The sequence below is a fragment of the Roseburia sp. AM16-25 genome, assembly GCF_003473825.1.
Classification (GTDB): domain Bacteria; phylum Bacillota; class Clostridia; order Lachnospirales; family Lachnospiraceae; genus Pararoseburia; species Pararoseburia lenta.
In genome coordinates this window covers 105,339-120,934 of record NZ_QUCW01000003.1, presented here as the reverse complement: position 1 = coordinate 120,934, position 15,596 = coordinate 105,339, and the positions used below count along the sequence as shown (strand labels likewise).

Annotated in this window: 11 protein-coding genes and 1 riboswitch; of the genes, 6 read left to right on the top strand and 5 right to left on the bottom strand. The window is 45.2% G+C overall.

Going from position 1 to position 15,596, the window contains the following annotated elements; genetic code table 11:
- Positions 1–2: 2 nt before the first annotated feature.
- On the bottom strand, positions 3–1,142 hold the full coding sequence (gene glgD, locus DW183_RS07955) for a glucose-1-phosphate adenylyltransferase subunit GlgD (RefSeq protein WP_118281469.1): 1,140 nt from the start codon (positions 1,140–1,142) through the stop codon (positions 3–5).
- On the bottom strand, positions 1,139–2,413 hold the full coding sequence (locus DW183_RS07950) for a glucose-1-phosphate adenylyltransferase (protein WP_118281468.1): 1,275 nt from the start codon (positions 2,411–2,413) through the stop codon (positions 1,139–1,141). The genes glgD and DW183_RS07950 overlap by 4 nt, the downstream gene beginning before the upstream one ends.
- Before the next feature lie 308 nt (positions 2,414–2,721).
- Here DW183_RS07950 and murC point away from each other — a divergent pair, with 308 nt between their 5' ends.
- The 4 genes from murC to DW183_RS07930 all read left to right on the top strand — a co-directional run bounded on the left by murC (position 2,722) and on the right by DW183_RS07930 (position 7,646).
- Positions 2,722–4,098, top strand: coding sequence for a UDP-N-acetylmuramate--L-alanine ligase (murC, locus tag DW183_RS07945; protein ID WP_118281467.1), 1,377 nt, complete (start codon positions 2,722–2,724; stop codon positions 4,096–4,098).
- Between the two features lie 212 nt (positions 4,099–4,310).
- A complete protein-coding gene (locus tag DW183_RS07940) occupies positions 4,311–5,441 on the top strand; it encodes a DnaD domain protein (protein ID WP_158573041.1) in 1,131 nt (376 codons plus the stop codon).
- Between the two features lie 11 nt (positions 5,442–5,452).
- A complete protein-coding gene (locus DW183_RS07935) occupies positions 5,453–6,442 on the top strand; it encodes an ATP-binding protein (RefSeq protein WP_118281465.1) in 990 nt (329 codons plus the stop codon).
- A 22-nt stretch (positions 6,443–6,464) separates the two neighbouring features.
- The gene (locus DW183_RS07930; RefSeq protein ID WP_118281464.1) at positions 6,465–7,646 is read left to right on the top strand and encodes a ribose-phosphate pyrophosphokinase; all 1,182 of its coding nucleotides are present in this window, start codon (positions 6,465–6,467) and stop codon (positions 7,644–7,646) included.
- 75 nt (positions 7,647–7,721) lie between these two features.
- Here DW183_RS07930 and DW183_RS07925 read toward each other — a convergent pair whose 3' ends face one another.
- Complete coding sequence (locus tag DW183_RS07925) at positions 7,722–9,917, bottom strand: LTA synthase family protein (protein WP_118281463.1); 2,196 nt, start codon at positions 9,915–9,917, stop codon at positions 7,722–7,724.
- Positions 9,918–10,125: 208 nt separating this feature from the next.
- Between DW183_RS07925 and DW183_RS07920 the strand changes: the two genes are divergently transcribed.
- A complete protein-coding gene (locus tag DW183_RS07920) occupies positions 10,126–12,678 on the top strand; it encodes a hypothetical protein (protein ID WP_118281462.1) in 2,553 nt (850 codons plus the stop codon).
- Positions 12,679–12,725: 47 nt separating this feature from the next.
- On the opposite strand, the gene DW183_RS07915 is transcribed toward DW183_RS07920, so the two are convergent.
- Positions 12,726–13,895 (bottom strand): cation diffusion facilitator family transporter, encoded by a 1,170-nt coding sequence (locus DW183_RS07915; protein WP_118281461.1) that lies wholly within the window; start codon positions 13,893–13,895, stop codon positions 12,726–12,728.
- 120 nt (positions 13,896–14,015) lie between these two features.
- A riboswitch (TPP riboswitch) is annotated at positions 14,016–14,117 on the top strand.
- Between the two features lie 36 nt (positions 14,118–14,153).
- On the opposite strand from DW183_RS07915, the gene thiT reads away from it, so the two are divergent.
- Positions 14,154–14,813 carry an energy-coupled thiamine transporter ThiT gene (thiT, locus tag DW183_RS07910; protein WP_118281460.1) on the top strand — a complete coding sequence of 220 codons (660 nt, stop codon included), beginning with the start codon at positions 14,154–14,156 and terminating at the stop codon, positions 14,811–14,813.
- Between the two features lie 74 nt (positions 14,814–14,887).
- Here thiT and DW183_RS07905 read toward each other — a convergent pair whose 3' ends face one another.
- A complete protein-coding gene (locus tag DW183_RS07905) occupies positions 14,888–15,595 on the bottom strand; it encodes a lysoplasmalogenase family protein (protein WP_118281459.1) in 708 nt (235 codons plus the stop codon).
- Between the last annotated feature and the right edge of the window lies 1 nt (position 15,596).

Sequence of the window (15,596 nt, the reverse complement as noted above, 5' to 3'; positions counted from 1 at the left end):
TCTTACCCCTCCCCATTTGCCTGGTGTGCTTCGTAACGTTTTTTCTTTTCGGAAACGATCCTGATCTGACCTTCACCGACATACTTGCTGCCACTCAGCAGGGTCTCCGAACTCTCCACAATACAATTCTCAATATATACATTGTCACCGATATAGGCTCCATTCATAATGATGGAGTTCTTGATGACACTGTTGTTGCCCACAAAGACTTTCTTGAACAGTACGGAATCCTCCACTGTACTATTAATGATACAGCCACTCGCGATCAGACTGTTGCTGACCTTGGAGCCTGCATTGTATTTGGCTGGCGGCAGATCATATGCCTTGGAGTAGATCTGCGGTTCCTGATGGAAGAAGTAATCGCGGATATCCTTTTTCAAAAAGTCCATATTGGTGCGATAGTAACTCTCCACAGATGCGATATTGCTCCAATAACCGTCCAGCATGTATCCATAGATCTTTTTCAAGCCCTTCTGGCGGATCAAGACATCGGTAACGAAATTGTAACGTCCCTCCTCATTGCTCTGCTCTAACAACTCGATCAGGGTTCTGCGGCGGATCACATAAACACCGGTAGATACGATATCGGAGTCTGCAACCATAGGCTTTTCGTCAAACTCCATGATCCTGCCTTCCATATCCAACTTGACCAGGCCGAAACGCTTTGGATCTTCCCACTCCGGCAGTTTTGCACAGACAACGGTAATGTCTGACTGCTTTGCGATGTGATATTCCAGGATCTCATTGAAATCCATCTTGGATACACAATCACCGCTGGCGATGACTACATATGGCTCATGGCGTTTCTTGAGGAAATCAATATTCTGCCACATAGCATCTGCCGTGCCGCGATACCACCAAGAGTTGTCTGAGGTGACGGTCGGTGTAAAGAGGAAAAGCCCTCCCTGTTTTCTACCAAAATTCCACCACTTAGAGGAATTGAGATGCTCATTCAAAGACCGGGCATTATACTGGCTCAGGACTGCCACCGTCTGAATGTTGGAATTGGTCATGTTACTGAGTACAAAATCAATACAGCGATAACTGCATGCTACCGACATTGCAGAAATGGCTCTCTTTTCTGAAAGGTTCTGCATTCTGCTGCTATTGCCGCCCGCTAAAATAATTCCTAATGCTTTCATGATGTTTCACCTGCCTTAATGATGTATCCGCCGCTTGGAAGTGCTGCGTCCGGATAATCGTCCATTGTTGTCTTACCCTTGATGGCTGTATTCTTTCCGATCTTTACATGCGGCGGAATCACAGAATGCTCCCCGATCGTCGCCAGTCCAAAGGCATAGATCTTTGCATTTAACTTGCTCTCGGCTTCTTCTCCCACACCGATCTCATCGCCCTCACCGATTGTACAGTTCTCTGCGATGATCGCCTTTTCCACATAGGCGTCCTTACCGATATAGGTATTTTTCATGATGATGGAATCCTTTAACACGGCTCCCTCTTCTACGGTAACGCCGGCACCAAGCACACAGTTGGATACCTGTCCGTAAATCTGCGCTCCTGCACCGATGATCGAGCGTTCCACCACTGCATCCTTTGCAATATACTGTGGCTCGATGATGTCCTGCTTGGTGTAGATCTTCCAATATTCTTCATATAAGTTGAACTCCGGGATCAGATCGATCAATTCCATATTGGCTTCCCAATAAGATCCAAGTGTTCCGACATCTTTCCAATAATCATTAAATTCATATGCAAACAGTCGCTTGCCGCCCTCATGACAATAAGGAATGATGTGCTTGCCAAAATCACAGTTGCACTGATCTTTCATGGCGATCAAAGAATCCCGTAAGACCGGCCAACTAAATATGTAGATACCCATAGATGCCAGATTGCTTCTCGGATGCTCCGGCTTTTCCTCAAACTCTGTGATCTGCTTATCCTCGTCCGTCAAGACAACTCCAAAGCGGCTTGCCTCCTCCATAGGAACCGGTATGGCTGCGATCGTCACATCCGCATTCTTTTGCTTGTGGAAATCCAGCATAGCCTCATAATCCATCTTGTAAATATGATCGCCGGATAAGATCAGAACATATTCCGGATTGTAACGCTCCATGTATTTGAGGTTCTGGTAAATGGCATTTGCCGTTCCTGTGTACCATTCACTCGTATCGCTCCTCTCATATGGCGGCAGCACTGCCACGCCACCATTGTTACGATCCAGATCCCACGGAATACCGATACCGATATGTGAATTCAGCACCAACGGCTGGTACTGGGTCAAAACACCAACGGTATCAATCCCCGAATTGATACAATTACTCAGCGGAAAATCAATTATGCGGTACTTCCCCCCAAAGGACACCGCAGGTTTTGCCACGTCAGAAGTCAGCACTCCTAATCTGCTTCCTTGTCCACCTGCCAGAAGCATGGCAATCATCTCTTTGCGAATCATAGTCTGTCACCTCACGTCTTTCCTCATGTCTGTCAGCTCACTTTATAGCCTTCCCTAAACTACAGGTGTAATTTGTATATAAAGTATAGCATATTGACTATTTTTTCTGCAACAATATTCCTAAATTCTTGTAATTTTCTGAAATTTTTTGGATAATTTATACAATTACAGGAACATCATTCCATATATCTCTCCTAAAATATGTTGATCCTGTCAAAAAAATGATAGGTTGTTGCAAATTAAAGAGAGAAAGTTATAATATAAGAGCAATATAAATAAGAAATCAAAGAAAACGGACGGTCAAAATTATGTATACAATAGATTTTTCAAAACCAACTTCAGTACACTTTATCGGTATCGGCGGTATCAGCATGAGCGGACTTGCAGAGATCCTTTTAAAAGAGGGCTTTCGTGTATCCGGTTCTGACAGCAAGGAGTCTCCTCTAACTCAGCATCTGACAGAACTGGGCGCACAGATCGCTTATCCGCAGGCGGCTGCCAATATCCCGGACGATACCAGGATCATCGTCTACACGGCTGCCATCCATCCGGACAATCCGGAGTTTATCCGCGCCAAGGAATTAGACGTGCCTATGCTGACACGCGCGCAGTTGCTCGGACAGATCATGGCTCACTATGCCCGCTCGATCGCGGTTGCCGGAACCCATGGCAAGACAACAACGACCTCTATGATCAGTCAGGTACTCCTGTGCGGACAGGAAGATCCTACGATCTCTGTCGGCGGTATCCTAAAGGCGATCGGCAGCAACATCCATGTTGGCAACTCTGACCTCTTTATCACAGAGGCATGCGAGTACACCAACAGTTACCACTCTTTCTTCCCGAAATACAGCATTATTTTAAATATAGAAGCAGAACATCTGGATTTCTTCAAAGATCTGGCAGATGTGCGTTCCTCTTTCCACAAGTTTGCAGGCAATACCAAGGCAGACGGTGCTTTGATCATCAACGGTGAGATTCCGGACTATCAGGAGATCACAGAAGGTCTTTCCTGCCAGGTCATCACCTTTGGCTTTACCGATGCCTGTGATTATTATCCAAAGGACATTACTTATAATGAACTGGGTTGTGCCACTTTTACACCAGTACACAAGGGCGAGGATCTTCCTCGCGTGGCCCTTTCCGTTCCGGGTCTGCACAATGTCGGCAATGCCCTTTCCTGCATCGCGCTTTGTCAGGATATGGATCTTCCTTGGGAGCAGATTGCAGAAGGACTGCATCGTTTCGGTGGTGCTGATCGTCGTTTCCAGTACAAGGGCAAATTCCATGGAGCGACCGTCATTGACGACTATGCACATCATCCGACAGAGATCCGCGCATCTTTGAGTGCAGCGCAGAACTATCCGCACGAGCGTATCATCTGCGTATTCCAGCCGCATACCTATACACGTACCAAGGCATTCTTATCTGATTTTGCAGATGCACTTTCCCTTGCAGATGTAGTCGTACTGGCTGATATCTATGCTGCAAGAGAGCAGGACATTTACGGCGTAAGTTCCAAGGATATCCTGCGCCTGCTGGAAGAAAAACAGGTAGAAGCCTATTACTTCCCTTCTTTTGCGGAGATCGAGGACTTTTTAAGAGAAAAATGTATGAACGGCGATTTGTTGATAACTATGGGTGCCGGAAACGTTGTAAATATTGGAGAAGACCTCTTAAAATAAGAGTTATCCACATAATCCACAATTTTTGTGGGTAAGTTATCCCCACAGAATTGTGGATTATTTATGCCCTTAAGCCCGCTCTTTTTGTACTTATCCACAAAAGTCAAGTTCCCGCCAGCCCTTGATTTTACTGGATTTGTGGATTACTTTTTTCTTCTCAACCCATATTTTATATGCTATAATTCTGATTGCTAATGAAGAGAGGTTATGATATGACAGACATACAGATACATGTTGCCACAAGTCATCAATCCACTTGTGTGTCAAATACATTTATAGATTGTTTTATGCCGGATGCCAGCGGCGAGTTCGTAAAGATCTATCTTTACCTGCTTCGGGTACTTTCCTCCGGTGACAGACACTTTAATCCTTCTGCCATGGCGGACAAGTTCCACTACACGGAAAATGACATCCGCCGCGGACTTTCCTATTGGGAACAGATGCATTTATTGCAATTAGAATACAACGATGCCAATCAACTGACAGGCATCTGTCTTTTAGAACCGGGACAGGATGAGCATAAGGATCCTGCGCCTACAGAGTCCTCTGCCACCATCAAGATGATGCTGCTTCCTTCTGACAGACAGGACAAGTCTGCGGCAGACCTAAATGTGCATCAGCCTAAGACAGAGGAAAAGGCTTTGCAGATCCCACCGGACGAGCCACGCCACTATTCGCCACGTCAGATCGCCGCTTTCAAAAAGCAGGATGATGTTGCCGAACTCCTCTATATCTCAGAGCGTTATGTCGGACATCCGCTCAACCTGACCGAAGTAGAAAAAATCCTCTTTTGGGCAGAAGAATTGCATTTTCCGGTTGATATGATCGAGTATCTTGTGGAATGCTGTGTAGAGAAGGGACATCCAAACTTCCATTATATGAACAAGGTTGCCCTGAATTGGAAGGAAAGTGGGATCTCCTCTTTGCAGGAAGCCAAGGATTCCACCAATATCCATTCACAGTCTTACTATGCGATCATGAAAGCTTTTGGTATTTCCGGTCGTAATCTGACCGAGCGCGAGACTGCTTTTATCAACAAATGGACAAGTTCTTACGGCTTTTCGCTGGATATCATCCGCGAAGCCTGTGAGCGCACGATCCGCAACACCGGCAAAGTCAATTTTGAATACGCCGACTCCATTCTGGGCAGTTGGAGCAAAAAGGGCATCCGCCAGTTGGATGACATCGCCCGCTTAGACGAGGCATTCGCTTCCGCCAAGCAGGCAAAGGTGGCTTCCGCTCCGGTCGCACGCACCAAGACCAACCGCTTCCACAATTTTGAACAGCGTCAATATGATGACGACTATTACGAAGCATTAGAACAACAATTACTGCGAAAGTAGAAGGATGATCCATGGCACTGACCAATGCACAATATGACTCGCTCATGCGGGAATACAACAATAAACAAATGCGCAATCACCAGATCGTGATACAGCGTGAAGAAGAACTCTACCGGGCAGTTCCGGAATTGTCCCGATTGGATGATGATGTCAGCCGCTTATCGGTTGAGAGCATAGACAGGCTTTTAAATGGCGATGCTGCCGGCTCTGCCGCCCTCAAGGAGAAGTTAGGCGATATCCGCAAGCAGCGTGAAACTCTTATCCAAGAGCATGGATATCCTCTGGATTATCTGACACCGCCATATGATTGTCCGCTTTGTCAGGATACCGGCTTTGTGGATGGCAAACGCTGTCGCTGTTTTGTGCAGGCATCCATTGATCTGGTCTATTCCCAGTCTCATTTAGACGACATTTTAGACCAGGAGAACTTCGACGTTTTCTCTTTCGACTACTACTCCAAAGACATCGTAGATGCCAAGTCCGGGCGGTCTTCTTTGGATTTTGCTAAGGATGCTTATGAAACAGCACAAAATTTTGTGCAGAATTTTTCTACAGAAGGTGGTAGTCTACTTCTGTATGGCGATACGGGGACAGGCAAGACCTTTCTTTCCAACTGTATCGCTAAGTCTCTGTTAGATCAGGGACATTCTGTGATTTATTTTACAGCCTTCCAGTTTTTCGATATCTTTGAAAAAGATGTCTTCCAGAAAGATGAAGACGCAATGGAGGCTCATGAGCAAATATTCCAATGTGACTTGCTGATCATTGACGATCTGGGTACGGAATTTTCCAATTCCTTTACGACATCCCAGTTATTCCTATGTTTAAATGAGAGACTATTGCGTGGCAAATCCACTGTGATCTCCACCAATCTTTCCATGAAACAACTGCGTGAGATCTACTCAGAACGTACATCTTCCCGCATTTTCAGCAATTATCAACCTTGTAAACTTTTTGGTGACGATATTCGCATCAAGAAAAAATTATCCAATAAATCATAACAAACAAAGGAGTAAAAGATTCATGCCAAACGAAGAAATCTGCTTAAAAGAAAGCACACCTGTAGGTACTTTGGGTATCATCCCACTGGAGAGTTGTAAGGAACTCGGTGCCAAAGTCAACAATTACCTGGTGAATTGGAGACAGGATCGCGATGCTGAGCATTACGATCACATCACACTTGCCGGATACAAGAGTGATTCTTACATTGTAAAGGCTGCTGTTCCGAGATTCGGTTCCGGCGAGGCCAAGGGTTCCATCTTACAGTCTGTCCGTGGACTGGACATCTTTTTGATCGTTGATGTAACCAACTACAGCCTGACCTATTCTCTCTGTGGTCAGACCAATCACATGTCACCGGATGATCACTATTCTGACTTAAAGCGTATCATCGCTGCTATCGAAGGTAAGGCAAAGAGAATTACCGTTATCATGCCATTCCTCTATGAGAGTCGTCAGCATAAGCGTTCTTCCCGTGAGTCCCTCGACTGTGCTATCGCATTGCAGGAACTGATCAACATGGGTGTTGACAATATCATTACCTTTGATGCACATGATCCTCGTGTGCAGAACGCTATCCCGCTTCATGGATTTGAGACAGTACAGCCTGCATACCAGTTTATCAAGAACATCTTAAAGAACGTCAAGGATATCCAGATCGACAACGACCACCTAATGATCATCAGCCCGGATGAAGGTGGTACCAACCGTGCCGTTTACATGGCTGGCGTGCTTGGTGTAGATATGGGCATGTTCTACAAGAGACGTGATTACAGCATGATCGTAGACGGACGTAACCCAATCGTTGCTCATGAATTCCTGGGATCTTCCGTAGAAGGAAAGGACGTCATCATCGTTGATGATATGATCTCTTCCGGCGAGAGTATGATCGATGTAGCAACCGAATTAAAGAAGCGTAAAGCAAAGAGAATCTTCGTTGTGGCAACCTTTGGTCTTTTCACCAATGGTCTGGAGAAATTCGATGAAGCCGTAGAAAAAGGCATCATCTATCGTGTTGTAACTACAAACCTGACCTATCAGACACCGGAACTTTTGAGCCGTCCTTACTATATCAACTGCGATATGAGCAAGTACATCGCTTATATCATTGATACTTTGAACCATGACTGCTCTATCTCCGGATTGTTAGATCCATACGAGCGTATCCACAAGGTCGTAAACAAATACAACAATGGCGAACTGTAAGATTCGTCCTTATAAGGCAAATAAAGAAGGCATCCCGGATATGGGATGCCTTCTTTTTGTCTGCATTTATATTCTTTAATTCTGTGAAGATTCATCGTCTGCTTCCAGATCATCCTCATCCGGCTGCTCTGCGCTTCCCGGCGTATCGGATACATAATTCGGATCTACGACCGTGAACTCATTGGATTCACGGAAGATTGTATTGCTGGATCCTACCTGGCATACCGTGATGGTATCGCCATTTTGTACCGCAGATGCCTTGATCGTCAGGCACTGCCCACTCTCGTAATTGGTCGTAACCTTTTCTCCATTGACATAGACTTTACTCCACTTGCTAAAGTTGGAACCATAAATGTGCAACTTGCCGTCAAAGAAGTATGCACGGTCGATCACAACATCAGATACACCCATTTCCAGATCGGTGGCAGGATATTTATCCTCGCCGTTATAAGCGTAGCGCTTTCCGTATAAGATATCATACTGCAGGGCTTCCAGATCTGTCATATATTCCGGTGTTCCGGCTTTGACACCTGCTGCTATCTTGCTCTGATGATAATTGGTCATGGTACCTTCATGGATACCCAGACGATTGAGATATTCAGAAACCAACTGATAAGAAGTCAGATCCTGATCCTCTTTTGACATGCCAAAGTTGTTCCAGGTGAAATATTTGGTCTGGAAAAGATCTCCGGTAGCCACTTCGCTCTCAGTCAATCCCATGGTCGGCAGATGATCGCCAAACATGATGACCAATGTATCTTCATCACGTTTACTCAGTTCCTCGATATAGGACTGGATAAATTCATCTACGTTGTGAATCTGGTTGATGTAATATTCCCAAGCATAGGTCTGTTCCTGGGTTTTACCCTCGCAGGTAACACCAATGGCAGGATTTTCAATGACCTTGTAGGTCGGATAATCACCATGCGCCTCTACGGTAATGGTATAGACGAAATCCGGTCCCTCGGTAGAGTCCATTGCCTCTGTGGTGGCAGGTGTTAAGATATCATCGGTCGGCCAGGAGCCCAGCGGTGTATAATCGGTAATATCCAACATTTCCTTACTCTGGAAAGTGTCAAAGCCCATCATGGAAAAGGCATTGGCACGGCTGTAGAAATTACCACCGTTATTGTGTACGACATGGCTGCTGTAACCAAGGTTGCGCAGATCGCCTGCAAAACTTTCACAGTCTGTCTTCTTTAAGATCGTCTTTTGCGGATATTCACCAGGTCCAAAGAAGCGGCAGGACATACCGGTCAGAACTTCAAACTCGGAATTGCAGGTGCCGGCACCAACAACTGGCACTGTCAGATGCCCGGTCGAGAAATTCTGTTCCAGATAATGCACATATGGGATCGGGTCCTCGGAAGTCTCGATAAAGTTTGCCTCACTGACATCAAAGAAAGACTCCAGAAGGATAACGACGATATTCGGTCGGTCTTCTTCCTTGATCGTGGATGCGCCCTGATTGGTCTCGTCTACGATCGCAGAAATGGACTCCTGATCATAATTCTTAGGCTCGGACATACCACGATTGAAGATACTGGTAGAAAATCCATACAGATATCCATAATCCAGATAGCCCTGTGCTAAGTTACCAAAATAACAGGAAAGTACGCCCTGTCCCTGCAAAGTAGAAGTCGTCACCGGAACACTGGCAAAACATCCCACGATAAAGAGCAATTTGACCCAATACGGAAAACGCGGCTTTAACTTTTTGCCTTTGATAAAGATGCGGACCATCCAAAGTGTATATAATAAAAGTGCTACTACCGAAATGGCTGCCTGCTGCGAGGTAAAATAATTGGTATTCTGCATGGTAAGCAGATCACCGATCATGGAAATATCCGTAAATCCAAATGGTGTTACACGGTTGAGCAGGATAATGCAGTTGGTGATACCCAGTGCAACAAATACGGCACTGATACACATACGCATAAAGGTCTGTCTGCTGATAAGGTAACATAGAGAATAACACACAAAGATCAGATAGGAGTTATACAGATAGGCTCCGGTATGATTAGTGACAAATCCCCACGCTTCTATAAAAGAGTGACGAGACAACCATTCCATGACAAAACACATGATCAAAGATAATGGGATGTGCTCGATCAGAGAATAGCGGTTCAACCAATCGTTTATCTTTTGCAACCGCTCGTTTTCACGGATCTTTTGTACGAATTTCGGTGTCGGTATCCTGGACTTGACTGCCGACCACTTATTGCCAAGAGATTTAAAGAAACCTCCGATTTTTGAAAATACTGCTTTCATATTGCCTCCAAACAAAAATACTCTTTTGCGTCACATCTTTTAAGTATAGTTAAAAATGTGACAAAAATGTGAAAGTCCAAAATCGAACAAGACACATTTCGCAAAGAGTGATAAAATTATAGCATGTTGGCTTGTCATTTGCAAGGAAGCCAGCGAAACTAGAACATTGGCCCCCGGGTCATAGAGCATAAAATAGGGATAAGGAATTATGAAATTAAATTTTAGAGAAAAAGGTATACCAAAATGGATTCGTCATAGATTGTTGGTATTATTTCTTATATTTACAGGAGCACTGGTCGTTTTCCAGATCCTCCTGAATTTGGGCGAGGAAGAAAAAAAGGTCACGATGGCAGAAGCTACACTTCCTCTTGTTGGTGTGCAGACTTACGATCACACCATGGGGGAACTGCATGGCTACCGTACCCAGATGGACGCCTGCTATATGCGTGATGCCCTGATTCCGCTTGACTCCAAGCGAAAAATGGATCTGACCATCAACACCTATGGCTATGATGTGGACAGCGTCTCCTATGAAGTGCGCAGTCTAGATACCCAGCGCAAGATCGCAGACACCAAGGTTTCCGATTGGAACAAGGATGGCAATACCTGGACCAAATCTTTACAGATTGAAAATCTGGTGGATGAGGGGCAGGAATACCTCTTTATCCTAAAATTACACTGTAAGAGTGATGATCTTTACTATTATACCCGTATCACGCTGCCTGAGGAGACCTACGCCAAGAAATGTCTGGAATTTACCGATAGTTTCCATAACGTGTCCATGAGCGACCAATACGAACTCCTGGCATCTTATATAGAGCCAGCAGACTATACAGACAAAAACGATCTGGGTAACGTCAATATCAATTCTTCCATCGATCAGATCGGCTGGCGTGGATTTGCAGGCAAACAGGTGGGCGATCCGCTGGTATCCTTTACCGACATCAACGACACCTACGCTTCCCTTGTCTATACCTACCAGATGGCTGAGGAGGCTGACGGCGCGACCAATTATTATAAGGTAGAAGAATATTATAAAGTCCGCTATACCGACCAGCAGATCTACCTGCTGGATTATCAGCGAAGCATGGAGCAGATCATCGATACGGCATCTGTGAACGTGAGCGGCAATATCTTATCGGTCGGCGTGACCAGTGATACTACCGGGTACCTGTCCAATGAGACCGGCACGATCGTTAGTTTTGTGCAGTCCGGTCAACTCTTTGAATACAACCAGAACAAGCAGACCTTTACCAAAGTCTATGGCTTTATTGATGATCCGACAGATGCCAGACAAAGTTACGGACAACACGATATCCGCATCTTAAATATTGATGAGACCGGAAATATGGACTTTGTTGTTTACGGCTATATGAACCGCGGTCAACACGAAGGCGAAAGCGGCATTGATCTCTACCATTATGACAGCATCAAGCAGGAAGCCATTGAACAGGTATTTATTGCGACCACACATTCTTATCAGATCTTAAACGCAGATTTCAGTGATCTGCTTTACGAAAATGCTGATGGTGACTTTTATATCATGATGGGCGGCACCCTTGCCAAAGTCGGTCTGGATGACCTGTCCACCAAGGAACTGATCACAAACCTGAAATCCGACCAGTATGCCGTGTCTTCCTCCGGCCGTTATGTAGCATGGATGACAGAAAATGATGTAGCAGACCAGATCTCCATCATGGATCTGGAAACAGAAAAAGTACGCACGATCGATGCTGCCAAGGGAACCAAGATCAAGCCACTGGCATTTATGACAGAAGATTTTGTATATGGGATTGCAAACGAAAGTGATATTTCAACAGATGCAGCCGGAAGTGCCGTCTATCCAATGGCAAAAGTCGAGATCATCGATACGTCCAGTGACAATTTCACACAGTTAAAAGAATATGCCAAGGACGGTATCTATGTGACCGGTGCGACCAAGTCCTCCTATACCCTTTATCTGGATCGCGTAACAAAACAGGATGGCACATATGTGACAACCACCCAGGATACTATAAAAGATACTGCAGGCGAGCAGAATAAGACGGTATCCCTGGTAAAGACTGCCAGCGATACGCAGGGGCTGGCTACAACCTATGTCATGGCAGATCTGGAAGATGGACAGTCTATCCATAGTCTGGCAGCCGGGGATGCAAGCCTGGCGACCATCAACGACACCAAGAGCATTTCTATTTCTACGACCGAGGAACAGGAAACCTACTTTGTGTATGTCGGCAACCGTGTTACTCTGACAACGCAGAACCTGAACAAAGCCATTATGGCTGCAGATGCGGATATGGGACTGGTCGTTGACAACCAGCAGCGCTATATCTGGAACCGTGGCAAGAAATCCTACGTCAACGCTTTCAACGACATTGAAGCCAGCGCATCCGACCGAAAGGCAAGCACATCCGCCGGCTGTATCAGCGCCATCCTGCAAAGCGAAGGCATCAGCGGCGAAGTACACGCTCTTTTAGACCGAGGCGAAACACCAATGTCCGTATTGCAGACTTCCCTCAAGGATAAACTGGTCTTAGACCTGACCGGATGTACCTTGAGCCAAGCATTGTATTATGTCAGTCAGGGAACGCCGGTCTATGCGAGAACCGGGGATGACGCCGCCCTGCTGATCATTGGCTATGATGCCGCCAATATCATCGTTTATCATTCCGATACCGATCAATACACCAAGATGTCGACAGACAATGCATCTCAGGTCTTTGAAAGCGCAGGAAATGTATTTATTAGTTATGTAGATTAAAAGAGAAGGTTTGGCAAATAAAAACTTTGTCAAACCTTCTTTGTATTTTATATATATTTACGATCGATATTGATTGCTATAAAGTACTCTTTGCCGATTTGCTCCAAGACTCTCTTTTGCAGTTGCACTGTGATCTCATGTTCTGTCATCTTGACCTGATAAGGCACGACCACATCAAAGACCAGATTCGTATGCGTATGTCCGAAAACAACTCGAAAATCATGAATAGAAGCCTTTTCATTCCAGTCCTCCACGATCTTTTTTACCGACTCGCGTAACCGATCCAAACGAGGATCATCGGTCACTACCGGATCCATATGGATAACTGCCTCGCAATGCAATTCTTCTTTCAAAATGTGTTCTGTCCGATCGATCACATCATGCGAGATCATAACATCTACGCTTGCCGGAACTTCTGCATGTAGAGAGATCATAAGGCGTCCCGGTCCATAATCATGTACCACAAGGTCATGCACACCTATGATTCCATCTTGCGCCATTACAATCTCCTCTATGCGATCAACAAAGCCTGCTTCCGGCGCCTGCCCTAAAAGTGGGTCTACGGTCTCCTTCCCGGCAGATAAACCTGCCCAGATAACGATCAGGGCAACAATCAAGCCGCAATAACCATCAATATGTAAGGAACTGAATTCACAAAAGATCGTAGATACCAGGACAATAAAAGTTGCCAGAGTATCACTCATACTGTCAGTTGCCGTTGCTCTCATGGCAGCAGAATCCAATTTATCTGCCAAGGATCGATTATAATACGCCATATAGAGTTTTACAGCAATGGACACAAGCAGGATAATGATCACCAGCGGTGAAAAATCCATGTCTTGTGGATGGATAATCTTCTCTACAGAATCCCTCAAAAGTTCAAAGCCCATGATCACAATAATGGCTGATACCAATAGGCCTGACAGATATTCGAGTCTGCCATGTCCAAAAGGATGCTCGGGATCCGGATCCGCAGACGATAATTTAAAGCCAAGCAGAGTGATCACGGAAGACCCGGCATCAGATAAGTTATTAAAGGCATCTGCTGTGATCGCAATCGAGTGGCTCATCAATCCTGCAAAAAATTTAATCCCAAAGAGCATGGCATTGAGCAGGATACCTACACAGCCACTCAGTATGCCATAACGTTCCCGCACATTTATATCTTCGTAGTTTTTATAATCTTTGATAAACATCTTTGCCAATAGTCTGACCATATATTTTCCTCTTTTCTATAGGATATGCCTGTTTATCCATCCTGCATCTCCTATTGCGTCGGTTGACTTTCTAATGAACTACTGCTATACTAACAAACGACAAAAAACAAATCAATACAAAATCTATGCTAGGGGTGCCTTTGGGGCTGAGAGATGTCTTGACATCGACCCTTATTACTTGAACCGGGTAATACCGGCGTAAGGAAGCTTAGTTCCTGACTGATCTCCTAGCATGTACAAATGAAGGGAGATTTTTTTATGAGTTTTTTTGTAACAGCAAACGCAGATGGTGCTTATGATCTCACCACTGCCGGCTACACCGCACTGATCTTAGTATTCATTGCACTTCTTCTCGCAGGTGCTGCTGTCTTTGGCACCAAGAAGAAGATGAGCACCAAGCAGTTGGTATTTTCCGCTATGGCGATTGCACTTGCTGTAGTTACCTCTATGATCAAATTATTTGACCTGCCTATGGGCGGCTCTGTCACACTCTTTTCCATGCTCTTTATCGTCCTGATCGGTTACTGGTATGGATTTGGCGGCGGTCTTACAGCAGCCCTGGCTTACGGCGTATTACAACTTCTGATCGATCCGTATATTCTGAGTTTCCCACAGATGCTGGTTGATTACATCTTAGCATTTGGTGCTCTTGGTCTTGCAGGTCTTTTCCACAATTCCAAGCACGGGCTCATCAAGGGTTATATCGTCGCCGTATTAGGACGTTACTTCTTCGCTTTCCTGTCCGGCTGGATCTTCTTTGGCATGTATGCACCGGATACCTTCCCAAATGCCGTTGTTTACTCACTGGTTTACAATGGTTCTTATCTGGGAGCAGAGGCAATCATCACTTTGATCGTGATCGCTATCCCACCGGTTGCAAAGGCATTGGAAACCGTGAAAAAACAAGCCATTTCTTAATATGTTTTCTATAAAGACTCTGAAAAAAGAACTTCCCACAATATGGGAAGTTCTTTTGCTTGTGTTCTATTCTCTTAAAAAGCTGCAAAATATAAAATGCTGATATCAAATGCCAAAATACCATAATAATAAGTTGCCAGATTTAAATAGTGGATCTTGCCACGATTTTCCGGCTTACGGAACTTGTAAAAGTACAAAAAGATGATCGTAAAATCGGAGATAAAAAAAGCGATACCTCCAAAGCCGATCCAGCCGGAAGCAAGTCCCGGGCAGAGTGCCATATATTGTGTGCTCTTGGATAGCATGAGCGACAGAAAGACGCAATATATCGCTGCCGGAATCGCCAGTCTTCCCATGTGCAGATGCATCAGACGCTTCACAAAGAAGAAGGCTGCCAGCGATACGACCGGCAGGAAGATGTTCCACCATGTGAGCCTTGCATCTATACGGAAGAAGCAGATCAAAAATCCCATATGTGCCAGAAGAAAGACAATCATGCCTGCCAGCATATGCTTGCGCCTGCTCCTGATCTGGTATAGCCCCATAAAGAGATCTCCGACCGCACACAGAACCAATGGCGCCAGCATCATATAAAAATACTGCATATGGTCGCTGACAAAGGCAAACATGACTGCGATCACAACAAAGGATACACTACACAACATCTTGACCGGTACATAGTATTTCTGCTTGTAGCGCGGCAAAGCCGCTACCAAAAGCCCGGCAAATTCCAGCGTATAGATTATTGTCACAATCCCTTGTGCCATCATTCTTGTAAACATG